Source organism: Streptomyces sp. NPDC056128 (genome assembly GCF_042263835.1).
Taxonomy (GTDB): domain Bacteria; phylum Actinomycetota; class Actinomycetes; order Streptomycetales; family Streptomycetaceae; genus Streptomyces.
The window spans coordinates 19,964-41,252 of record NZ_JBHJVQ010000008.1; the positions used below are offsets into that span (position 1 = coordinate 19,964).

At 70.3% G+C, this 21,289-nt stretch carries 21 protein-coding genes and 1 tRNA gene; 12 read left to right on the forward strand and 10 right to left on the reverse strand.

All coding sequences use genetic code 11. The features are described from left to right. Nucleotides 1-101 precede the first annotated feature (101 nt). Nucleotides 102-803, reverse strand: a complete 702-nt coding sequence (locus ACFC1X_RS17830; RefSeq protein ID WP_376303292.1) for a DUF5324 family protein — start codon at nt 801-803, stop codon at nt 102-104. Nucleotides 804-1,122: 319 nt separating this feature from the next. On the opposite strand from ACFC1X_RS17830, the gene ACFC1X_RS17835 reads away from it, so the two are divergent. Both ACFC1X_RS17835 and ACFC1X_RS17840 read left to right on the forward strand, forming a co-directional pair. Next, nucleotides 1,123-1,656 carry a peptidylprolyl isomerase gene (locus ACFC1X_RS17835; RefSeq protein WP_376354583.1) on the forward strand — a complete coding sequence of 178 codons (534 nt, stop codon included), beginning with the start codon at nt 1,123-1,125 and terminating at the stop codon, nt 1,654-1,656. A gap of 104 nt (nt 1,657-1,760) precedes the next feature. Then, on the forward strand, nt 1,761-2,648 hold the full coding sequence (locus ACFC1X_RS17840; protein WP_376354586.1) for a rhomboid family intramembrane serine protease: 888 nt from the start codon (nt 1,761-1,763) through the stop codon (nt 2,646-2,648). 241 nt (nt 2,649-2,889) lie between these two features. On the opposite strand, the gene crgA is transcribed toward ACFC1X_RS17840, so the two are convergent. Then, complete coding sequence (crgA, locus tag ACFC1X_RS17845; protein WP_003975080.1) at nt 2,890-3,144, reverse strand: cell division protein CrgA; 255 nt, start codon at nt 3,142-3,144, stop codon at nt 2,890-2,892. Between the two features lie 100 nt (nt 3,145-3,244). Between crgA and ACFC1X_RS17850 the strand changes: the two genes are divergently transcribed. From ACFC1X_RS17850 to ACFC1X_RS17870, 5 genes are read left to right on the forward strand one after another with little or no spacing between them, the layout of a single operon-like run. Beyond that, complete coding sequence (locus ACFC1X_RS17850; protein ID WP_376354589.1) at nt 3,245-4,024, forward strand: DUF881 domain-containing protein; 780 nt, start codon at nt 3,245-3,247, stop codon at nt 4,022-4,024. A gap of 45 nt (nt 4,025-4,069) precedes the next feature. Further along, the gene (locus ACFC1X_RS17855; RefSeq protein ID WP_206328638.1) at nt 4,070-4,267 is read left to right on the forward strand and encodes a hypothetical protein; all 198 of its coding nucleotides are present in this window, start codon (nt 4,070-4,072) and stop codon (nt 4,265-4,267) included. Beyond that, nucleotides 4,264-4,902, forward strand: a complete 639-nt coding sequence (locus tag ACFC1X_RS17860) for an aminodeoxychorismate/anthranilate synthase component II (RefSeq protein ID WP_122616586.1) — start codon at nt 4,264-4,266, stop codon at nt 4,900-4,902. The genes ACFC1X_RS17855 and ACFC1X_RS17860 overlap by 4 nt, the downstream gene beginning before the upstream one ends. Then, on the forward strand, nt 4,899-5,966 hold the full coding sequence (locus ACFC1X_RS17865; protein ID WP_376354592.1) for a class E sortase: 1,068 nt from the start codon (nt 4,899-4,901) through the stop codon (nt 5,964-5,966). Before ACFC1X_RS17860 ends, ACFC1X_RS17865 begins: the two co-directional genes overlap by 4 nt. A 13-nt stretch (nt 5,967-5,979) precedes the next feature. After that, the gene (locus ACFC1X_RS17870) at nt 5,980-6,753 is read left to right on the forward strand and encodes a class E sortase (protein ID WP_376354595.1); all 774 of its coding nucleotides are present in this window, start codon (nt 5,980-5,982) and stop codon (nt 6,751-6,753) included. 27 nt (nt 6,754-6,780) lie between these two features. On the opposite strand, the gene ACFC1X_RS17875 is transcribed toward ACFC1X_RS17870, so the two are convergent. Further along, entirely contained in the window at nt 6,781-7,821 is a 1,041-nt protein-coding gene (locus tag ACFC1X_RS17875; RefSeq protein ID WP_376354597.1) for a restriction endonuclease, read from the reverse strand. A gap of 57 nt (nt 7,822-7,878) precedes the next feature. Here ACFC1X_RS17875 and ACFC1X_RS17880 point away from each other — a divergent pair, with 57 nt between their 5' ends. Then, the gene (locus ACFC1X_RS17880; protein WP_376354600.1) at nt 7,879-8,427 is read left to right on the forward strand and encodes a hypothetical protein; all 549 of its coding nucleotides are present in this window, start codon (nt 7,879-7,881) and stop codon (nt 8,425-8,427) included. Nucleotides 8,428-8,467: 40 nt separating this feature from the next. Here ACFC1X_RS17880 and pknB read toward each other — a convergent pair whose 3' ends face one another. The 6 genes from pknB to fhaA form a co-directional block, all read right to left on the reverse strand. Next, nucleotides 8,468-10,474: a Stk1 family PASTA domain-containing Ser/Thr kinase gene (pknB, locus tag ACFC1X_RS17885; RefSeq protein WP_376354603.1), complete on the reverse strand. Its 2,007-nt coding sequence runs from the start codon at nt 10,472-10,474 to the stop codon at nt 8,468-8,470. Nucleotides 10,475-10,664: 190 nt separating this feature from the next. Next, nucleotides 10,665-12,137, reverse strand: coding sequence for a peptidoglycan D,D-transpeptidase FtsI family protein (locus ACFC1X_RS17890; protein WP_376354605.1), 1,473 nt, complete (start codon nt 12,135-12,137; stop codon nt 10,665-10,667). Then, complete coding sequence (locus tag ACFC1X_RS17895) at nt 12,134-13,570, reverse strand: FtsW/RodA/SpoVE family cell cycle protein (protein ID WP_376354607.1); 1,437 nt, start codon at nt 13,568-13,570, stop codon at nt 12,134-12,136. Before ACFC1X_RS17895 ends, ACFC1X_RS17890 begins: the two co-directional genes overlap by 4 nt. Nucleotides 13,571-13,597: 27 nt before the next feature. Beyond that, complete coding sequence (locus ACFC1X_RS17900) at nt 13,598-15,151, reverse strand: Stp1/IreP family PP2C-type Ser/Thr phosphatase (protein ID WP_376355163.1); 1,554 nt, start codon at nt 15,149-15,151, stop codon at nt 13,598-13,600. 141 nt (nt 15,152-15,292) lie between these two features. Further along, nucleotides 15,293-15,811, reverse strand: coding sequence for an antibiotic biosynthesis regulator FhaB (fhaB, locus tag ACFC1X_RS17905; RefSeq protein ID WP_122616597.1), 519 nt, complete (start codon nt 15,809-15,811; stop codon nt 15,293-15,295). A gap of 10 nt (nt 15,812-15,821) precedes the next feature. Then, nucleotides 15,822-16,706 (reverse strand): antibiotic biosynthesis regulator FhaA, encoded by an 885-nt coding sequence (fhaA, locus tag ACFC1X_RS17910; RefSeq protein WP_376354610.1) that lies wholly within the window; start codon nt 16,704-16,706, stop codon nt 15,822-15,824. Nucleotides 16,707-17,224: 518 nt separating this feature from the next. On the opposite strand from fhaA, the gene ACFC1X_RS17915 reads away from it, so the two are divergent. Beyond that, nucleotides 17,225-17,311: transfer RNA gene (locus ACFC1X_RS17915), tRNA-Leu, on the forward strand. Nucleotides 17,312-17,408: 97 nt separating this feature from the next. Here ACFC1X_RS17915 and ACFC1X_RS17920 read toward each other — a convergent pair. Next, entirely contained in the window at nt 17,409-18,269 is an 861-nt protein-coding gene (locus tag ACFC1X_RS17920) for a carbohydrate-binding protein (RefSeq protein WP_376354613.1), read from the reverse strand. Between the two features lie 266 nt (nt 18,270-18,535). On the opposite strand from ACFC1X_RS17920, the gene ACFC1X_RS17925 reads away from it, so the two are divergent. From ACFC1X_RS17925 to ACFC1X_RS17935, 3 genes are read left to right on the forward strand one after another with little or no spacing between them, the layout of a single operon-like run. Then, nucleotides 18,536-20,008, forward strand: coding sequence for a DUF2252 domain-containing protein (locus ACFC1X_RS17925; protein WP_376354614.1), 1,473 nt, complete (start codon nt 18,536-18,538; stop codon nt 20,006-20,008). A 52-nt stretch (nt 20,009-20,060) separates the two neighbouring features. Then, on the forward strand, nt 20,061-20,876 hold the full coding sequence (locus tag ACFC1X_RS17930; RefSeq protein WP_161332034.1) for a hypothetical protein: 816 nt from the start codon (nt 20,061-20,063) through the stop codon (nt 20,874-20,876). A gap of 59 nt (nt 20,877-20,935) precedes the next feature. Then, nucleotides 20,936-21,265 carry a rhodanese-like domain-containing protein gene (locus tag ACFC1X_RS17935; RefSeq protein WP_307018025.1) on the forward strand — a complete coding sequence of 110 codons (330 nt, stop codon included), beginning with the start codon at nt 20,936-20,938 and terminating at the stop codon, nt 21,263-21,265. Nucleotides 21,266-21,289: the final 24 nt, after the last annotated feature.

Genomic DNA, 21,289 nt, shown 5'->3' on the forward strand with positions numbered 1-21,289 from the left:
GGCCGTCGCGGCGCGGGCCAAGTGTGTGATTATTATGCGGGTCGGGGGCCTGTTGCCGGGCCCCCCGCCCCCCCCCACGGCGATACCGGTCCGGAGCAGGGTCAGCGGGGCTCGTCGCCCTCCGCCGCCTCCTCCTGAGCCTGCTTGGCCTGCACCTCGGGGTCGAGGATCGCCTCACCGGTGCCGTCCACCGACGTCAGCCGCCCGGACTCGGGCACCTCCGTCGCCTCCGGCGGCTCCACCAGCCAGTCCGGGTTGGCCTGCTTGTCCCACCACTTCCAGGCCGCGAAGGCGCCGCCCGCGACGAGACCCGCCACCGCCAGAACCCTGGCGATCCGGCCGGCCCTCGCCCGCCGCTGGTGCTTGCGCGTCAGCTTCTCGATCTCCTTCGCCGTGACCTGACCCCGGAGCGCGGCCAGCGCGGCGGCACCCCGCGCGGTCGCCTCGTCCCGCACGGGACCGGCCGCGGCCACCGCCTGCTCGATCCTCGGCCGTGAATAGTCGGCCGCCTGCCGAGCGGCCAGACGGGTGCGGACGGCCGCCTCCTGTGCGGCGGCGTCCACCTTCGGCGGCACATGCGTAAGGGCCTGCTCCAGCCGCGGCGCGACATGCGCCCCGTACTGGTGGCGAGCCTGGTCTGCGGCCTGCGACACCTTGGGCGCCAGCCGAACGCGCGCCTCCTGTGCATAGTGAGCGGCCCTGTCCTTGGCCGTGTCGGCGTAGGGCGCCACCACTTCCGCGGCGTGCAGCACGCTGTCCTTCGCCGAACCGGTCGCGGCGCGCACGCTGTCGATGCGGGTCACGGGTTCCTCCTCCTCGGTGGCGTACGGTAATTCGACTTTCCACCCTTTTACGGATCATGCCTGTGGACGCAAAGCCAGGCATGTGAGGGCGGCCATCCGGGTCACCGACGATGCCCTCGGGCTCTCTGGGGCAAGTGGTGATGAAGTTGCGGACAAGAGCAGATCAAGCTCAATAACGGATGAATCCCGGGCAACGCGAGCCCGCACCCGACAATGCCACGGATCGGCGCCCCGCGCTCGGACCCCGGTGTATCAGCGCCGAACGCGCCCCCGCCCGTGGGAGTATCGGTGCGCACCACCAGACGACGGAAGGCACCCCGTGGCCGAGCAGCTCTACGCCACTCTCAAGACCAGCCAAGGCGACATCGAGATCCGGCTGCTCCCGAACCACGCACCCAGAACGGTCAAGAACTTCGTCGAGCTAGCCCGCGGCGAGCGGGAGTGGACCCACCCCGCCACCGGCGAGAAGACCACGGACAAGCTCTACGACGGCACCGTCTTCCACCGGGTCCTCAGCGGCTTCATGATCCAGGGCGGCGACCCGCTCGGCAACGGCACCGGCGACCCCGGCTACCAGTTCGCCGACGAGTTCCACCCCGACCTCGCCTTCGACAAGCCCTACCTGCTCGCCATGGCCAACGCCGGTCCCGGCACCAACGGCTCGCAGTTCTTCGTCACCGTCTCCCCGACGACCTGGCTGAACCGCAAGCACACCATCTTCGGCGAGGTCACCGACCCGGCCAGTCAGAAGGTCGTGGACACCATCGCCGCGGCGCAGACCAACCCGCGCACGCACCGCCCGCTCAACGACGTCGTCATCGAGACCGTCGTCGTGGAAACCCGCCAGGGCTGACCTCCCCCCGCACTGGGCAGGAACCAAACGCTCCGCCCATCCGTAAAAAAGGGCGGGGCGGCGCACGCGCGCACACCGCCCGCAGGGACGACCGAGGGGAAGCCATGGACCACGCGGCAGCAGGCCCGCCGGACGCCCAGAGCGTGCCCGGCTGCTATCGCCATCCGGACCGCGAGACCGGCATCCGCTGCACCCGCTGCGAACGCCCCATCTGCACGGACTGCATGATCAACGCGTCCGTCGGCTTCCACTGCCCCGACTGCGCCGCCGGCCGCACGGGCGGTGGCCCCGCGCCCGCCGCCTCCCGGCCCCGCACCCTGGCCGGGGGCACGATCGCCTCCGACCCGCACCTGCTCACCAAGATCCTGATCGGGATCAACGCGGCGGTGTTCATCGCCGTACAGGCGCTCCCGTCGTCCTTCCTCAGCGACATGGTGCTCATCGGACGCTGGCCCCCCGCCCCCTTCGTCCCCACCGAGGGCGTCGCGGAGGGCGAGTGGTACCGCCTGGTGACCACGATGTTCACGCACGAGGAAATCTGGCACATCGGCTTCAACATGATCAGCCTCTGGTTCCTCGGCGGCCCGCTGGAAGCCGCGCTGGGCAGAGCCCGCTACCTCACGCTCTACCTCGTCTCCGGCCTGGCCGGCAGCGCCCTCGCCTATCTGATCGGGTCACCCACCACGGCCACGCTCGGCGCCTCCGGCGCGATCTTCGGACTCTTCGGCGCCACCGCCGCACTCGTCCGCCGCCTCAACGCGGACATGCGGCCGGTCGTCATCCTGCTGGTGATCAGCCTGATCTTCACCTTCACCCGAAGCAACATCTCCTGGCAGGCCCATGTCGGCGGCCTCGTCGCGGGCGCCGTGATCGGCTACGCCATGCTCCACGCCCCACGCGAGCGCCGGGCGCTCGTGCAGTACGGCGCCTGTGCGCTGGTCCTGGTGGTCGTGGTGGGGCTGACCCTGTTGAGGACCGCACAGCTCACCTGAGCGGGCGTTATCCACAGTCGGTGCCGGATCTTGTGCATAGCGTGTGGGAACAGCTGTGCCCCCTGTCCCTGACTTGCGTTTCCGCAGGTCAGGCAGGGGGCGAACGTGTTTTCGGATGCCAGTACTTCCGTCACACCGGCGTCAACGTCCTGTGGGTTATCCACAGATCGTCTTTCTTTCCACATGTGGATAAGGTCTGTGGATAACTCCGTGGATAGCCCTGGGCAGAGCTAAAGCCGCGCTACTTCCACTGCGTGGAGACGCCGAAGCCGGCGGCGATGAAGCCGAAGCCCACGACGATGTTCCAGTTGCCCAGGGAGTCGATCGGCAGTGAACCGTCGGTGACGTAGAAGACGACGATCCAGGCGAGGCCGATGACGAACATGGCCAGCATGACGGGTGCCACCCAGCCGCGACTGGTCAGCTTGATGCTGGTCGCCTGCTTGGAGGGCGGCGGCGTGTAATCGGCCTTCTTGCGGATACGTGACTTCGGCACGAGGGTCTCTCCTGTCGATGCGCTACAAGGGGACTCTGAGCGCTCCCCCGGGCGTCCGTTAGCGTAGTCCTTCCGTGGCGCCGAAGGAGATAAGGGTACGTTGAGCAATTCTGCCGACTCCCCCGGGACGGGATCCAGCCCTGCCCGCCGGCGCCGTTTCCGGCCCGTGCGCGTACTCACGGCAGCCGTCTTCGCTCTCGCGGGACTCATTTTCTTCACCAGCTTCAACACCGCGAAGGGCACCAATATCCGGACGGACGCCTCTTTGCTCAAGTTGTCCGACCTCATCCACGAGCGCAGCCGGGAGAACGGGCAGCAGGAGGAGGCGAACGCGAGCCTGCGTCACGACATCGAGTCGCTCGCCGAGCGCGACGACGGACGGTCGAAGTCGGAGGACGACGAGCTCGCGGCGCTGGAGGAGAAGGCCGGCACGCAGAAGCTGACCGGAGAGGCGATCTCCGTCACACTCGACGACGCTCCGCCGGACGCCACCGCCAAGCTCCCGGGCTACCCCGAGCCGCAGCCCGACTACCTGGTGATCCACCAGCAGGACCTCCAGGCCGTGGTGAACGCGCTGTGGCAGGGCGGCGCCAAGGGCATCAAGGTCATGGACCAGCGGCTGATCTCCACCAGCGCGGTCCGCTGCGTGGGCAACACCCTGATCCTGCAGGGCCGCGTCTACTCACCGCCGTACAAGATCCAGGCGGTCGGTGATCCGGAGCGGCTGAAGGAGACGCTGGCGGCGTCGCCGGCGATCCAGAACTACATGGTGTACGTCAACGTCTACGGGCTCGGCTGGAAGGTCGAGGAGGACGGGAGGGCGACGCTGCCCGGCTACTCGGGCACGGCGGACCTGCACTATGCCCAGCCTGTGGAGTGAGGCCGTTCCGGAGGGCCCCGCGCCGCTAGTCTGGTGCGGTGCGGCGTGAGTCTGGCGCCGCGGTGCGACGGAAGGGACGGCATGTACGGCTGGATCTGGCGGCATCTGCCGGGGAACGCGTGGGTGAGGGCATTGCTCTCGCTCGTCCTGGTCGTGGCCGTGGTCTACGTCCTCTTCCAGTACGTCTTCCCGTGGGCCGAACCGCTGCTTCCCTTCAACGATGTGACGGTGGACAACCAGTGAGCGCGCGCATCCTCGTCGTCGACAACTACGACAGCTTCGTCTTCAACCTGGTCCAGTACCTGTACCAGCTGGGCGCCGAGTGCGAGGTGCTGCGCAACGACGAGGTGTCGACGGCGCACGCCCAGGACGGGTTCGACGGCGTGCTGCTCTCTCCCGGGCCGGGGGCGCCGGAGCAGGCGGGCGTCTGCGTCGACATGGTCCGGCACTGCGCCGCCACGGGTGTCCCGGTCTTCGGCGTCTGCCTCGGCATGCAGTCGATGCAGGTGGCGTACGGCGGTGTGGTGGACCGGGCGCCGGAGCTGCTGCACGGCAAGACCTCGCCGGTCGAGCACACGGGCACGGGCGTCTTCGCGGGTCTGCCCTCCCCCTTCATCGCCACCCGGTACCACTCGCTGGCGGCGGAGCCGGGCACGGTGCCGGCCGAGCTGGAGGTGACCGCCCGCACCCACGACGGCATCGTGATGGGTCTGCGCCACCGTGAACTGCCCGTCGAGGGCGTGCAGTTCCATCCGGAGTCGGTGCTGACCGAGCACGGGCACCGGATGCTGGCCAACTGGCTGGTGGAGTGCGGCGACCAGGACGCGGTGGCGAGGTCGGCGGGGCTCGCCCCGGTGGTGGGCAGGGCCACGGCGTGACCGCCCTGCGCCCCGAGCGCGAATCCGGCACGGCCGGTGACCAGGGATCCTCGTACGGACGGCCGTACGGGGATTCCGGTGCGTTCGGGGGCGGGTGGCAGGAGGACTTCACCTCGGCGGGTCCCAGCGGCCCCAGCAGCCCCACCGGCCCCACCGGTCCGGTCGACGACGAGACCGTGGCGCTGCGGATCCCCGAGCCGCCGCCGGAGCGGACGGCCGCGACCCGGACCGAGACCCCGACCGGCGGCCGCGCGGCCCGCAGGAAGGCCGCGAAACGGCGTCACGGGCGCCGTGGAGCGCCGCGCGGGGCGTCGGCGGACTCCGAGTCGGCCGAGGAGCCGAAAGCGCCGCTGTCGCGCGTGGAGGCCCGCCGTCAGGCCCGGGCCCGCAAGCCCGGCGCCGCGGTGATCGCCAGCCGGGCGATCGGTGAGGTCTTCATCACCACCGGCGTGCTGATGCTGCTCTTCGTCACGTACCAGCTGTGGTGGACGAACGTGCGGGCGCACGCGCAGGCGGACAAGGCGGCCAGCAACCTCCAGGACGACTGGGCGAGCGGCAAGCGCAACCCGGGGACCTTCGAGCCGGGCCAGGGCTTCGCGCTGCTGCACATCCCCGATCTGGACGTCGTGGTGCCGATCGCCGAGGGCATCAACAGCAAGAAGGTGCTGGACCGCGGCATGGTCGGCCACTACGCGGAGGACGCGCTGAAGACGGCGATGCCGGACGCGAAGACGGGCAACTTCGGACTGGCGGGGCACCGCAACACGCACGGCGAACCGTTCCGGTACATCAACAAGCTCAAGCCGGGCGATCCGATCGTCGTGGAGACGCAGGACAAGTACTTCGTCTACAAGATGGCGTCGATCCTGCCGGTGACCTCGCCGAGCAACGTCAGCGTGCTGGACCCGGTCCCGAAGCAGTCGGGGTTCAAGGAGCCCGGCCGCTACATCACCCTGACGACCTGCACGCCGGAGTTCACCAGCAAGTACCGCATGATCGTGTGGGGCAAGATGGTCGAGGAACGGCCGCGCAGCAAGGGCAAGCCGGATGCGCTCGTCAGTTAAGGGCGGATGACCAGTGGCAGCGACCACCGACACGGAGCACGACTCAGAGCACGGCTCGGAGCAGCGGGAGCGGGCCGCCGCGCGCGGGCGCGGGCGGGGTCCCGGGCGGATCGTCGCGCGCGCGGTGAGCGTCTTCGGTGAACTCCTCATCACCGCGGGCCTGGTGCTGGGCCTGTTCGTCGTCTACTCGCTGTGGTGGACGAACGTGGTCGCCGACCGCGCGGCGGACAAGCAGGCCGACAAGGTCAGGGACAACTGGGCCGAGGACCGGGTCGGTCCGGACGGTCCCGGGGCGCTGGACACCAGGGCGGGGATCGGCTTCCTGCACGTCCCGGCCATGGGCAAGGGCGACATCCTGGTGGAGAAGGGCACGTCGATGAAGATCCTCAACGACGGCGTGGCCGGCTACTACACGGACCCGGTGAAGGCGACGCTGCCCACCTCGGGCAAGGAGGGCAACTTCTCGCTCGCGGCCCACCGCGACGGGCACGGGGCGAAGTTCCACAAGATCGACAAGATCGACGAGGGCGACCCGATCGTCTTCGAGACGAAGGACACCTGGTACGTCTACAAGACCTACGCCGTCCTTCGCGAGACCTCGAAGTTCAACGTCAAGGTCCTCGACGCGGTCCCCCAGGAGTCCGGCAAGAAGAAGCCCGGCCACTACATCACCCTGACGACCTGCACTCCGGTGTACACGAGCAAGTACCGGTACGTGGTCTGGGGCGAACTGGTCCGCACGGAGAAGGTGGACGGAGAGCGGACGCCGCCGAAGGAGCTGCGCTGACTGACCTCCTTGCGGGAGGTCAGTCCCCTATCGGAGCGCCCTGAGCAGTACTCCGGCGCTCCAGGCTTCCAGCTCCTCGCGGTTCACGGTGATGACTCCGCTGAGCTTGGCGATCGCCTCCGATTCGTGGCTGAAGTTGGAGGTGGCGACGAACAGGGCGACGTCCACGTGGTCGATGGCGCGTGCCGCGCCCGCGAACTTCTGCATGTCCGCGCTGGGTACGGTCCAGCGGCCGGACCTGTTCTTGCACTGGACGGCGACGGTGCGTCCGTCGGCGGTGCGGCCGGTGATGTCGATACCGCGGTCGGTGCGGGCCTGCCGTACGACGACGTCGACGCAGCCGTCCCGGCGCAGCAGGTCGGCGACGTGGTGCTCGAACGCCCGCCAGGTCATCGCCCGCAGTTTCGCCCTGACGTCGTCGGCGGGGGTGTCTCCTTCCAGGGTGGCGAGGCGCTTGTGGTGCCAGCACAGCTTGCGCTCGACGTTCTCGATGTCCCCGCGGAGTTCGATGAGTTCGCGGCGGTGTTCGCCGGACGTGGCGATGAGGGCGTTGAACATCGGTACGACGGTCCGGCCGAGGATGTGGGTGATGCGCTGGTCGATGCGGGCGTCGTGGGCGCGGGTGTCTGTCGGGGCCGGGTTATCCACAGGCTGTGTGCGTGCCACGTACTCCATGTCCAGGAGGTAGACACGCACCTGACGTGCGACTTCGCTGTCGCGGAGCAGCATGGCGATGTTGAGTACGGCTCGCCTGGAGTAGATGGTGAGGCTCCGGCGGGCCTGTGGATAACTGGGCAGCGAGAGTGACATGTTGTCACTCTCGAATTCCCGCAGGTCAGCGCCTCGGAGCACGGTCATTCCGTTGGATTCGAGTTCCTCACGGTGGCGCTTGGTCAGCTGTCGGACAGCTTCGGCGGTGACTTGGAAGTACGCCGCCACCATCGCGGTAGTCACGTGCATGCCGTCCGGCAGCAGGGACAGTGCCTTTACGCGGTCGAGTACGTCCGTGCGTTCGAGGACGCCGCTGCGTAGGGTTCGCGATTCCAGTAGAGCTGTCTCGTTGATCATTGCCCGGCCTTCCCTGTTGGGATGATGTGGTCAACCGGACTTAACGAGTTGTGACATATGAAGACACGTTCGATGCTGTTGCGCTCCGGGCCCGAGCGGCTCGCCTACCTGGGCGGTCTGGCGGTGATGGGTGTCGCGCTGGTGTTCCTGTTCGGCGCTGTCGGCACCGTCGTGGCCGTCGTGGTGGCGATGCTGGGTGTCGGGATGGTCGCCGGGGGCCGCGGTGGCGTCCGGGCCGTCCGTGAGGGCGCATGGGCGCGGCCCCGTACCTGGCTGTCGCTGGGTGTGGCCGGTGTCTCGACGGGTGTGGCCGGTTTTGCTGTCGCCTATCTGACCGGGGTTCTCTCCGGAGGGCTCGATGTCGGGGAGGCGTGTGTTCATGGTCACGGTGTCCGCTATGACGAGGCCTATCGGGCAGCGCATGCGGAGGAGTTCGACCGCTGGTTCCCGCTGCGCAGCAAGTGCAACGAGAACTTCGATCTCGTTCCCTCCTGGGTGAACCCGGCCATTGTGTTCTTCGTGCTGCTGGCGGCGGCCGGTGTGGCATGTCTCATCGTGGCGGTGGTGACCGCGGTGAGGACGACAGAGCCCCGGTCCCTCCGCTGAGGGGCCGGGGCTCTCGTCGTTGCCCGGGGTGCGGCGTGGGTCAGTCGTCGCCGCGGAGGCCGCCGATGACGCCTCCGTTGTTACCGCCGTTGTTGCCGCCCTGGCCGCCCACCGTGGTGAGGGTGATCGGGGTGGCGGCGGGGTCGTCGACCTCGGTGCCCGCCGGCGGGTTCTGCTGTATGACCACGGCGTTGCCGTCGTTGGGTCCGGTCACCTGGATGTTGGTGAAGCCGGCCTGCTGAAGCGTCTGCTGGGCCTGGGGCAGCGGGGTGCCGAGCTTGATCTCCGGCACCTTCGTCTTCTCCACGGCCTTGCCGACGACGATCGTGACCTTGGAGCCCTTGTCGACCTGCTGGTTCGCCGAGGGTGTGGTGGAGATCACCTTGTCGACCTGGTTGGGGTCCTGTGTCGGCTGGTCGGTGCAGGTGGCTTCCAGGTCGTTGTTCTGCATCTGGGCCTTGGCCTCGTCGCAGCTGCGGCCGACGACGTCCGGCACCGTGGCCTTCGCCTCGGCCTTGGCGACCTCCAGGGTCACCGTGGAGCCCTTCTCCAGCTCGCTGCCCGGGTCCGGGTCCTGGCTGAGGACCGTGCCCTCGTCCTGGGAGGACTCGGTCTGCTTGGTCTCGACCTCGAAGCCCTTGTTCTCGAGCTGCTCGGTGGCCGTGTCGACGTCCTTGTCGATGACGTTCGGCACGGCGACCTTCGGGGCGCCGGTCGAGACCACCAGGTTGACGGTGGACTGCTTCTCGACCGAGGTCCCCTGCTTGGGGTCCTGGTCGCAGATGTTGCCCTTCTTCTGGTCCTCGCAGGGCTTCTGCGTGAAGGCCAGTTCCAGGTCGGCGTTGGTGGCCTGCTGTTGCGCGTCCGCCTTGGTGAGGCCGACGAACGTGGGCACGTCGACCTTGTCGTTGCTCGGCCCGCCGTCGCCGCTGAACGCGTACTTGCCGATCAGGATCGCGCCGACGAGGACGAGGACGCCCGCCAGGACCAGGAAGATCGTGGACGTGTTCGACTTGCGCGGCTGCTGCCGGCGCCGGTCGGGGCGGTCGTCGTAGCCGTAGCCGCCGTCGTCCGGGTTCATGGGCGGCAGCATGGTCGTGGCGCCGCCGCCCCCGTCCGAGCGCAGCGCGGTGGTCGGCTGGTCGTCGGGGTAGGCCCCGTAGCCCCCCGCGGCCATGGCGCCCATCGCGGCGGTCGCGCCGACGGGCTGGCCGTCGAGGCAGGCCTCGATGTCGGCCCGCATCTCGTCGGCCGACTGGTAGCGGTAGTCGGGGTCCTTGACCAGCGCCTTCAGCACGATCGCGTCCATCTCGGGCGTGATCTCGGGGTCGAAGACGCTCGGCGCCTGCGGCTCCTCACGCACGTGCTGGTACGCGACGGCGACCGGGGAGTCGCCGACGAAGGGCGGCCGCACGGTCAGCAGCTCGTAGAGCAGACAGCCCGTGGAGTACAGGTCGGACCGCGCGTCGACCTGCTCGCCCTTGGCCTGCTCCGGGGAGAGGTACTGGGCGGTGCCGATCACCGCGGCCGTCTGCGTCATGGTCATGCCGGAGTCGCCCATCGCGCGGGCGATGCCGAAGTCCATGACCTTGACCTGGCCATTGCGCGTGAGCATGACGTTGGCCGGCTTGATGTCGCGGTGGACGATGCCGGCCCGGTGCGAGTACTCCAGCGCCTGGAGGATGCCGATGGTCATCTCCAGCGTCCGCTCCGGCAGCAGCTTGCGGCCGGAGTGGAGCAGCTCACGGAGCGTGGAGCCGTCGACGTACTCCATGACGATGTACGGGATGGAGACCCCGTCGATGTAGTCCTCGCCCGTGTCGTAGACCGCCACGATCGCGGGATGGTTGAGCGAGGCGGCCGACTGGGCCTCCCGGCGGAACCGGGCCTGGAAGGACGGATCGCGCGCGAGGTCCGCGCGCAGCGTCTTCACCGCTACCTGGCGTCCGAGCCGGGTGTCATGAGCGTGGTAAACCTCCGCCATGCCACCACGGCCGAGCACCGGGCCCAGCTCGTACCGGCCGCCTAGGCGACGCGGCTCTTCCATAACTACCTACCAGCCCTCTCCGTCGGTCCCGACCGGCATGCTTGTACGGTCGGAGGCTGCCGTCCGGCCTACGGTACCCGGCTCGCTCTGTGGGCCTTGGCCAAGCCCGGCAGCCGATACAGGACCGGTATCGCAACGTGCGCCGATGTGAAGGGGACGTGACCGGAGTCACGTCCCGTTCATGGTGTGGTCACTTCTTGCTGTCGATGACGGCCTCCATGACGTTCTTCGCGATCGGTGCCGCGAGGCCGCCGCCGGAGATGTCGTCGCGTACGGCGTTCTCGTCCTCGATCACCACGGCCACGGCGACCGGCGCGCTGCCGTCTTCGCCCTTGGCGTACGAGATGAACCAGGCGTAGGGGTTCTCCTTGTTGTCGACGCCGTGCTGTGCGGTACCGGTCTTGCCGCCCACGGTGACGCCGTCGATCCGCGCGTTGGTTCCCGTGCCGTCCTCGACGACGGTCTCCATCATGTCCTGGAGGACCTGGGCGTTGTCCGCGGAGAGCGGCTTGCTCATCTCCTCGGGGTCCGTCTTCTCGATGGTGTCGAGGTTCGGGGCCTGGAGTTCGTCGACCATGTACGGCTTCATCAGGGTGCCGTTGTTGGCGATCGCCGAGGTGACCATGGCCATCTGCAGCGGGGTCGCCGCGGTGTTGAACTGGCCGATGGAGGAGAGCGCGACCTCGGAGGGCGCCATGTCGCCGGAGAAGACGGAGGGGTTGGAGCGGACCGGGACGAACTGCTCCTCGGTGAAGCCGAACTTCTTGGCCTGCTCCAGCATCTTCTCGTTGCCGAGGTCGGAGCCGATCTTGCCGAAGACGGTGTTGCAGGACACCCGCAGCGCCTCGCGGAGCGTGGCGTTCTCGCAGGGGAGGTCGCCCTCGTTCTTCAGCTCGGTCGTGGTGCCCGGCATGGTCCACGGCAGCGGGGTCTCGGTCTTGTCGTCCGCCGAGGTGTACTTCTCGTTCTCCAGGGCGGCCGCCGCGGTGACCACCTTGAAGGTGGAGCCGGGCGGGTAGACCTCGCGCAGCGCGCGGTTGAGCATCGGGTCGTCGGGGTTGTTCTTCTTCTGGAGCTTGTTCCAGGCCTCCCCGGCCGCCTCGTTGCTGCCGGCGATCGAGGTGGGGTCGTACGACGGGTAGGAGGCCATCGACAGGATCTTGCCGGTGGACGGTTCGAGCGCGACGACGGCGCCCTTGGCGCCCTGCTTCTTCAGACCGTCGTAGGCGGCCTTCTGGGCGGCGCTGTTGAGGGTGGTGACGACGTTGCCGCCCTCGCGCTTCTTGCCCGTGACCATGTCGAGGGTGTTGCGGAAGAACAGCCGGTCGTCGTTGCCCGTGAGGATGCCGTCGTCGATGGACTCGAGCTGGGTGGCGCCGTAGGCCTGGGAGACGTACCCGGTGACGGGCGCCCACATGGCGCCGTCCTTGTAGGTCCGCTTGTACTTGAAGTCGCCCTCGGTGGTGGCGTGTCCGGTGATGGCCTTGCCGTCGACGATGATGTCGCCGCGGGGGCTGGCGTACCGCTCGATGGCGACCCGGCGGTTGTGCTCGTCCTCCTTGAGGTCGTCGGCCTGGACGTACTGGAGCCAGTTGTCCCGGATGAGCAGGGTGAGGACGAGGAGGCCGCAGAAGATCGCGATCCGGCGCAGGGGCTTGTTCACGGTCGGACCACCTGGGTCATCTCGGCGTCGGGGCTGGCGGGCGCGGCGGGTGCCGGTCTGCGCGCGGTGTCGCTGATGCGCAGCAGGATGCCGATCAGTGCCCAGTTGGCGATGACGGAGGAACCACCGTAGGCCAGGAAGGGCATGGTCATACCCGTGAGCGGGATGAGACCCATGACACCGCCGGCGACGACGAAGACCTGGAGGGCGAAGGCGCCGGAGAGGCCGATGGCGAGGAGCTTGCCGAAGGGGTCCCGGGCGGCGAGGGCGGTGCGCACGCCGCGCTCGACGATCAAGGCGTAGAGCAGGAGCAGCGCCATGAGGCCGGCCAGGCCCAGTTCCTCGCCGAAGGTGGCGAGGATGAAGTCGGAGTTGGCGGCGAAGCGGATCAGCTCGGAGTGGCCCTGGCCCCAGCCGGTGCCGAGGGTGCCGCCGGAGCCGAAGGCCCACAGGGCCTGCATGGCCTGCTCGGAGTGGCCGACCTGGCCGGCGCGGGAGAGCGTGTACTCGCGCATCGGGTCGAGCCAGGCGTCCACGCGCTGCTGGATGTGGGGTTCGAAGGTGGCCACGCCGACGGCGCCGACGGCGGACATCAGCAGACCGAAGACGATCCAGCTGGTCCGCTCGGTGGCGACGTACAGCATGATCACGAACATGCCGAAGAACAGCAGCGAGGTACCGAGGTCGGTCTCGAAGACGAGGATGAGGATCGAGACGATCCAGACGACCAGGATGGGGCCGAGGTCGCGGCCGCGGGGCAGGTAGAGGCCCATGAAGCGGCGGCTGGCCAGCGCGAGGGCGTCGCGCTTCACCATCAGGTAGCCGGCGAAGAAGATCGCGAGGACGATCTTGGCGAACTCGCCCGGCTGGATGGAGAAGGAGCCGACCTGGATCCAGATCTTGGCGCCGTAGATGTTCTTGCCGAGGCCCGGTACGAGCGGGAGCAGCAGCAGGAACAGGGCGGTGACCATGGAGATGTAGGTGTAGCGCTGCAGGACGCGGTGGTCCTTGAGGAAGATCATGACCGCGACGAACAGGGCGATGCCCATCGCGGTGTACATCAGCTGGCGGGGTGCAGCGGTGCCGGCCTGCTTGATGCTCTGGAGGAGTTCGGACTGGTCCAGGCGCCAGATGGCGACGAGGCCGAGGCCGTTGAGCAGGGTGGCCAGCGGCAGCAGCAGCGGGTCCGAGTACGGCGCGAACTTGCGTACGACGATGTGCCCGACGCCGGCCAGCAGGCCGAGGCCGAGGCCGTAGCTCAGCAAGCCTGCGGGCACCTCGTCGTTGATGGCCAGACCCACGTTGGCGTAGGCGAAGACCGGGATGAGGACGGCGAACACGAGCAGAGCCAGCTCGGTGTTGCGCCGGCTCGGGGCGCCGATGGCGCCGATCGTGGACGTGTGGTGCGTCGTCGAGTTGGTAGAACTGCTCATCGTGTGACGGGGCCTCTCACGGCTTGCCTACTGCTTACCGCACAGCGAGACGACCTTCTGCTCTTCCTCCGAGAGGGTCGGGCCGGAACCTGGGGTGGGTGCGGTCGGGGACTGGGACGACTCGGGTGCCTTCTGCGACTCCGACGCGTTCGGCGACGGGGTGGGTGTCGGTGAGGCCTTGGACGTGAAGGAGGCGGGGGTGGTTCCCGTGGTGCCGCCGGCCTCGCCCTCGCCCGTCTTGGCGTTCTTCTCGGTCTCCGCGGAGCGCCGGTCGGCCTGCTTCTTGCAGGCGGAGGCCTGCACCGCCAGTTCCTCGATCTTCGCCCGCGCGTCGGCCAGATCGCCTTCGGCGATGGTGGCCTCGACGAGTTTCTGCTGGTAGGGCGGCAGGTACTTGAGTTCGATCTCGGGGTGGTCCTTCTGGACCTTCGAGAGCGAGACCCAGGCGAGGTCCTGGCTGATGCCGCGGTACAGGGCGACGTGGTCGTCGTTGGTGCCGACGTAGTACTGGGTCTGGGTCCAGCGCCAGCCGCCGTACGTGCCGCCGCCGATGACGGCGAGGGCGAGCACCGTGTAGAGGGATCTCTTCAGCCACCTGCGGCCCTTGCGGGGCTTGACGAAGTCGTCGGGGCCGTAGTCGTCGAAGCCGCCCGCCGGGACGTACCCGGTGGTGTCGCCGCTGCCGGGCGGGCCGAACTCGCCGCCCCCGCCGTGCTGTCCGCCCTGGCGGCCGAGGCCGGCGGCGCGGCCGGCCGGGGTCTGCATGATGCCGTTGTCGCCCATCTGGGCCTGGTTCTCGGCGACGGCGCCGACGACCACGGGGGTGTCGGAGAGCTGCCCGGCGAGGGTGTCGCCGGTGTCGAGGTCGAGGACGTCGGCGACGATGACGGTGATGTTGTCCGGGCCGCCGCCGCGCAGGGCGAGCTGGATCAGCTCCTGGACGGTCTCCTGGGGGCCCTGGTAGCTGGCGAGGGTGTCCTCCATCGTCTGGTGGGAGACGACGCCGGAGAGCCCGTCGGAGCAGATGAGGTAGCGGTCGCCGGCCCGCACCTCGCGGATGGACAGGTCGGGTTCGACGTGGTCGCCGCTGCCGAGGGCGCGCATCAGCAGGGAGCGCTGCGGGTGGGTGCCCGCCTCCTCCTCGGTGATCCGTCCCTCGTCGACGAGGCGCTGCACCCAGGTGTGGTCCTGCGTGATCTGCGTGAGGACGCCGTCGCGCAGCAGGTAGGCCCGCGAGTCGCCGACGTGCACCATGCCCAGGCGCTGGCCGGTCCACAGCAGGGCGGTCAGCGTGGTGCCCATGCCCTCCAGGGCGGGGTCCTCCTCGACCATCTGCCGCAGCTGGTCGTTGGCGCGCTGCACGGCGGCGCCGAGGGAGGTGAGGACGTCGGAGCCGGGCACGTCGTCGTCGAGGGCGACGATGGTGGAGATCACCTCGGAGGAGGCGACCTCACCGGCGGCCTGGCCGCCCATGCCGTCGGCGATGGCGAGCAGGCGCGGACCGGCGTAGCCGGAGTCCTCGTTGCCCTCCCGGATCATGCCCTTGTGCGATCCGGCGGCGAAGCGCAGTGACAGACTCATGCGCACCTCGCCCGTCGGCTCCGGGTACAGCCGGTCGTGTCGAGCCACACTGCCCACCCTCCGGTCGGGAGCGCGCCGGGGCCCGGGGTGCCGGCCGCCGCCGCGTGCTCGCTCCGCTCGCGCTCTTTCATTGGTGTAGCACTACTTCCGCAGCTCGATGACGGTCTTGCCGATGCGGATCGGCGAACCCGGCCCGATCGGTGTCGGCGTCGTCAGCCGGGACCGGTCCAGGTAGGTGCCGTTGGTGGAGCCCAGGTCCTCGACGATCCACTGCCCGTTCTGGTCCGGGTAGATCCTGGCATGGCGGCTGGAGGCGTAGTCGTCGTCCAGCACGATCGTCGAGTCGTGTGCCCGGCCGAGCGTGATGGTCTGCCCCTGGAGGGCAACGGTGGTGCCGGTGAGGGTGCCTTCCGTCACGACCAGCTTGGTGGGCGCGCCTCGGCGGCCGCGGCCGCCGCCGGACTGCTGGCGCTGCGGCGGAGGCGCCTGGTTCTGGCGCGCGGCGGCCTGCTGCGGTCGGGCGGCTTCGCGCCGCGCTCCGCGCTGGGTGACCCGCGTACCGAACAGGTCGCTGCGGATGACCTGCACGGCCACGATCACGAACAGCCACAGTACGGCGAGAAAACCCAGCCGCATGACCGTGAGGGTCAGCTCTGACATTGCCCCCGGATCACCCTTCGGCTTGCCTGTAGATAACGGTGGTGCTGCCCACGACGACGCGGGAGCCGTCGCGGAGCGTAGCGCGGGTTGTGTGCTGCCCGTCCACCACGATGCCGTTCGTGGACCCGAGGTCCTGGATCGTCGAGGGCGTTCCGGTCCGGATCTCGCAGTGCCGGCGGGAGACGCCGGGGTCGTCGATCCGTACGTCGGCCTCGGTGCTGCGGCCGAGGACCAGGGTCCCGCGGGAGATCTGGTGGCGGTTGCCGTTGATCTCGATCCAGTGGCGGGTGCGTCCGCCGGACGCGGGTGCGGCCGGCGGCTGCTGGCCGCCCGCGGGCTGCGGGTAGCCGTAGCCGCCGGGGCGTGAGCCGGGCGGCGGCGCGGACGGCATGGGCGGGGCGCCGGCGGGTGCGGCGGCCGGCGGGTAGCCGTAGCCACCGCCCGGGGCGCCGGGCCGTCCGCCGGGCGCCGGGGGAGCGGCGGGGCCCGCCGGGGCCGGGCCGCCGCCCTGGTGGCTGCTGGAGGAGGCGAGCGTACGGCTGCGCACCCGGTACAGGCCGGTGTCGAGGTCGTCCGCCTTCTCCAGGTGGACCTTGATCGGTCCCATGAAGGTGTAGCGCTGCTGCTTGGCGTAGTCGCGGACCATGCCGGCCAGCTCGTCGCCGAGCTGGCCCGAGTAGGGGCTGAGCCGCTCGAAGTCGGGCGTGCTCAGCTCCACGATGAAGTCATTGGGTACGACGGTGCGGTCGCGGTTCCAGATGGTCGCGTTGTTGTCGCATTCGCGCTGGAGCGCTCCCGCGATCTCCACGGGCTGCACCTCGGACTTGAACACCTTCGCGAAGGTGCCGTTGACCAGACCTTCGAGACGCTGCTCGAACTTCTTCAGGACTCCCATGGGGCACCTCCTCCGTCGCTGCCGTCCTGTCCACTGCCTTGCGTACTGCTGTCCTGCGTACTGCCGGTGTGCGCACCGCTCGTCCGTGCACTGTCCACCTGGTACTGCTTACTGATCGTATCCACGCGCCGCTCGATCGGCTGGTTCCCCCTGTCGGCCCGGTCGACGGGTGTCGACGCCTCTCGGAGTTCCCGCTGGAGCCGTCCTTCGAACTCCCGGGGACCTTCGGGATGCGCTCCCTCGGGTACTCATGCCCAGGATCGTAGAGGCGGCCGCAGACCAGTGTCCCGCACCTGACTGTGGACCCCTGCCTGCTCCTGGGGAGACGGGCCGTACCGGTACGAGGTTGATACGTGAACGGCTACGGGTCGAGACGAGTGCCCGGGAGCGGGGCGGGCGCCCTGCTCCCGGCCGTAAAGGGATGTGAATCCACCCCTGGCAGCGTGCTAATGTTCTCGTGTCGGAAGGGGCCGGGCGGCAAGCAAAGGCACCGCAGGGCACCGGAAGACACACCCAATGCGCGGGTGGCGGAATAGGCAGACGCGCTGGATTCAGGTTCCAGTGCCCGCAAGGGCGTGGGGGTTCAACTCCCCCCTCGCGCACCAGCCGGAAGCCCCCCAGGTCTCGGACCTGGGGGGCTTTCGCATGCCCGGACGCGGGACGCGGGGAGTGGTCCGCGAGCGGCCTGCTGTGAGGAAGGTCTCAGGACTCGGGGCGCCACAGGGCCGGCACGTTGGGCGGCTCCCAGCCCGTCGTCGCCGTGTGCCCCTGGAGGCAGCGGTAGGCGCGCCCGCCGTACGTCACGCGGTCGCCCGCGGTGTAGGAGCGGCCGGACGCCCAGGTGCCGTTCGGCGGGTCGGTGGGCGGGTCGGTGGGGTCGGGGCCGGGTCCGCCGTCCACGTCCAGGACGAAGTCGAAGGTGGCCTCCCTGCCGCCGCCTCCGGCGCGGACGTTCATCAGCAGCGCCGGGTCGAAGAGCGCGTCCGTGGCGTTGCGGGGTTCGCCGGGGAAGTAGAGCTGGGTGGTCAGCACGGGCTGGCCGGGTGCCTGCGCCTTGACGTGGAGGTGCCGGGTGCGGCCCGGGTAGAGGCCCGGGACGATCGTGCGCAGGGTGAAGGCGCCGGTGGCGTCGGTGAACTGGTGGCCGCGGAAGGCGTATCCGGCCATGTCGTAGGCGCCGGCGTTGTCCGCCTGCCAGAAGTCGAGGAGCACACCGGGCAGCGGGGCGCAGTTCCGTCCGAAGACGTAGCCGGCGACGGTCAGCGGGGTGCCGACGGTGCCGGGTGTCACCAGGCTGGTGCGCCGCGGGGAGTTCGGCTTGAAGTACGGGCCCTCCATCTGGTCCGGCGTCGGGTCGTCGCCGTCGTCGCAGTAGGGGGTCGGCGTCAGCGTGCGGCCGGAGGAGGAGCGGGCGGCGTCCCGGGCGAGCGCGATGCCGCCGGTGGCGAGCAGCGGGACGGCGGCGCCGGCGGCGACCGCGGCCCTGAGGAGTGCCTTGCGGCTGAGGGCGCGGTCGGTGCCGGTGCCGGGGTTGTCGGGGGGCGTGGGGGCGTCGGGGGTCATGGGGGTTCCTCGGTCTCCTCGGTGGGTGGTCCCCGGGGCAGCCGGACGGGAGGTGCGGCATCCGGGACGTCGGGGACCTGGGGCAGGGAGCGCTGGAAACCGTAGGCGCGCCCCGGGGGCCGCGGGCACCTCTTGTTCCGCCCTCTGCCCGGCGTTATGCGGGCGGCGGTCCGGAGCGCGTGTACGGGTGGTTCGGCCGGAGGTACGGTCGGGGCGCGTATCGGCAGGCTTGAGCGCGACGGACGAGTACGGGGAAGGCGGCCGGGATGAGCGGGGCGACGGCGGGGGCGGTCACGGAGGCGGCGACCGGGGCGGTGCCGGGGGCGCGCGCGGACGCGGAGGGGTCGGACGGGGGCGTGCGGGTGCCGGTCGTGCCGGGATTCGCGCGGTGGCCCGCGGAGGGCTCGCCGAAGGCGGAGGGCAAGGCCCTGCGCACCCGCGTCCCGCGCTCCGCGCACGCCGCGCTCGACCTGGACGACGACCGCCCGGACGTGCTCGCCGCGGTCGAGGAGTCGAACCGGGGCCGGATCCCCGGGCTCGCCCCGCTGCGGGCCGGGCGGATGGCGGCCACACCGTTCGCCTTCCTGCGCGGGTCGGCGGGCCTGATGGCGTACGACCTGGCGCGTACGCCGATGACCGGGATCGGCGCCCAGATCTGCGGCGACGCGCACGCCGCGAACTTCGGTCTCTACGGTGACGCCCGCGGCGGCCTGGTCATCGACCTCAACGACTTCGACGAGACGGTCCACGGCCCCTGGGAGTGGGACCTCAAGCGGCTCGCCGCGTCGCTCGTCCTCGCGGGCCGGGAGGCCGGCGCCGACGAGGACACCTGCCGCGAGGCCGCCCACGGCGCGGCGGGCGCCTACCGGCGCACCATGCGGCTGCTGGCCAAGCTTCCGGCGCTGGACGCCTGGAACGCCATCGCCGACGAGGAACTGGTCTCCCACACCGACGCCCACGACCTGCTCGGCACCCTGGAGCGGGTGGCCGACAAGGCGCGGGCCAACACCAGCGGGCGCTTCGCGGCCAAGTCGACCGAGGCCACCGAGGAGGGCGGGCGGCGCTTCGTGGAGGCGCCGCCGGTGCTGCGCCGGGTGACGGACCCGGAGGCGGCGACGGTCGCGGCCGCGCTGGAGCAGTACCTGGCCACGCTCTCCGAGGACCGGCTGCCGCTGCTGGCCCGGTACGCGGTGCACGACGTCGCGTTCCGCGTCGTGGGCACCGGCAGCGTGGGCACGCGATCGTACGTCGCGCTGCTCCTGGACCACCGGGGCGAACCGCTCGTCCTCCAGGTGAAGGAGGCCCGGCCGTCCGCGCTGCTGCCCCACCTGGCGACGGCCGGCTTCGACGTCCCCGAGCCCGGGCACGAGGGCCGCCGGGTGGTCATGGGGCAGAAGCGGATGCAGGTGGTCAGCGACATGCTGCTGGGCTGGACCACGGTCGACGGGCGGCCGTTCCAGGTGCGGCAGTTCCGCAACCGCAAGGGCAGCGTCGACGCCACGGCGCTCGCCGCCGACCAGCTGGACGACTACGGCCGCATGACGGGCGCCCTGCTGGCCCGCGCCCACGCGCACAGCGCCGACCCGCGGACCGTCGCGGGCTACTGCGGCAAGAACGAGGAGCTGGACGAGGCGGTGGCCGCCTTCGCCGTGGCCTACGCCGATCGGACGGAGGCCGACCACGCCGTACTGGCCGCGGCGGTACGCAGTGGGCGGGTGGCGGCCGAGCTGGGGGTGTGAGGGCTTGCTTCGCCCCGGCGGGGCGGGCGTCGTCGTGGCCTAGGCTGGACGGGTGACGACGCCGGAAGCTGAGCCCGAGCAGGGGGGTGCGCCGCGTCCCGAGGAACGGCTGGAACAGGCCGTACGGGCCGCCGAGCAGGCACTCATCGAGTACGAGATCGCGCTGGAGACCTTCCGGGTGGAGGTCGAGAACTTCTCGCGGCTGCACGAACAGCGGCTCGGACCGGTGTACGCGCGTCTGGAGGAGCTGGAGGCGCAGATCCTGGAGGCCAGGGCGGCGCGCACCGGCGACGCCGCCGACCGGGAGCGGGCCGACGAGGCACGGGCCCGGCTGATGCCGATCCCCGGCGTCGAGGAGCTGCTGAACGGCTGGATGGACGGGGACGGGCTGTTCCCGGAGGCCACGGCGATGCTCACGGACCAGGCGGTACGCCCCCCGCAGCGGGTGCGGCCCAGCGAGGAGGCCCGCAAGCTCTACCGCGAGCTGGCCCGCAAGGCCCACCCCGACCTGGCCCAGGAGGAGGACGAGCGGGTCCGGCGCGAGGAGTTCATCACCCGCGTCAACGCCGCCTACGCCCGCGGAGACGCGGCTCAGCTGCGTGAGCTGGCCGAGGAGTGGGCCGCCGGGCCGGTGCCCGAGCGGCGCCCGAGCCGGGGCGAGGAGCTGTACGCCCGCCTGGAGTGGCTGGACCGGCGCAAGGAGATGCTGACGCTGCTCGCCAAGGAGCTGGAGGAGAGCGCGATCGGCGCCATGCTGCGGCTGGCCCCGGACGACCCCGACCGGCTGCTGGAGGAGATCGCCGAGCAGCTCGCCACCCAGGTGCGGGAGCGCGAGGCGGAGCTGGCGGCGGCGCTCGGGCGGGACTGAGCGGGACGGACCCGGGCGGCGGCTCGGGTAGCGTCTGGGGCATGAGTTTCGGAGCTGGTGTGCCCACGGTCGGGGTCGGAGACCTCAAGGACGGCGACTTCCTGCTGGACGTCCGCGAGGACGACGAGTGGCAGGCGGGTCACGCCGCCGGGGCGCTGCACATTCCCCTCAGCGAGTTCGTGGCCCGGTACGGGGAGCTGGCCGAGGCCGCGCCGCAGGACGGCAGGATCCACGTGCTCTGCCGCGTCGGCGGGCGTTCGGCGCAGGTCACCATGTACCTGGTCCAGCAGGGCGTCGACGCCGTGAACGTCGACGGCGGCATGCAGGAGTGGGCCGCGGCCGGCCGGCCGGTCGTGGACGAGAAGGGCGAGCCGGGGCACGTTCTCTAGGCTGTCCCGTGATCCCGCGGATGT

Excerpts from the sequence above, each read along its gene's own strand:
- pknB (WP_376354603.1), bottom strand. The coding sequence starts at position 10,474 with ATGGAAGAGCCGCGTCGCCTAGGCGGCCGGTACGAGCTGGGCCCGGTG.
- ACFC1X_RS17840 (WP_376354586.1), top strand. The coding sequence starts at position 1,761 with ATGGACCACGCGGCAGCAGGCCCGCCGGACGCCCAGAGCGTGCCCGGC.
- ACFC1X_RS17925 (WP_376354614.1), top strand. The coding sequence starts at position 18,536 with ATGAGCGGGGCGACGGCGGGGGCGGTCACGGAGGCGGCGACCGGGGCG.
- ACFC1X_RS17895 (WP_376354607.1), bottom strand. The coding sequence starts at position 13,570 with ATGAGCAGTTCTACCAACTCGACGACGCACCACACGTCCACGATCGGC.
- ACFC1X_RS17880 (WP_376354600.1), top strand. The coding sequence starts at position 7,879 with ATGAAGACACGTTCGATGCTGTTGCGCTCCGGGCCCGAGCGGCTCGCC.
- fhaA (WP_376354610.1), bottom strand. The coding sequence starts at position 16,706 with ATGGGAGTCCTGAAGAAGTTCGAGCAGCGTCTCGAAGGTCTGGTCAAC.
- ACFC1X_RS17900 (WP_376355163.1), bottom strand. The coding sequence starts at position 15,151 with ATGAGTCTGTCACTGCGCTTCGCCGCCGGATCGCACAAGGGCATGATC.
- ACFC1X_RS17920 (WP_376354613.1), bottom strand. The coding sequence starts at position 18,269 with ATGACCCCCGACGCCCCCACGCCCCCCGACAACCCCGGCACCGGCACC.
- ACFC1X_RS17875 (WP_376354597.1), bottom strand. The coding sequence starts at position 7,821 with ATGATCAACGAGACAGCTCTACTGGAATCGCGAACCCTACGCAGCGGC.
- fhaB (WP_122616597.1), bottom strand. The coding sequence starts at position 15,811 with ATGTCAGAGCTGACCCTCACGGTCATGCGGCTGGGTTTTCTCGCCGTA.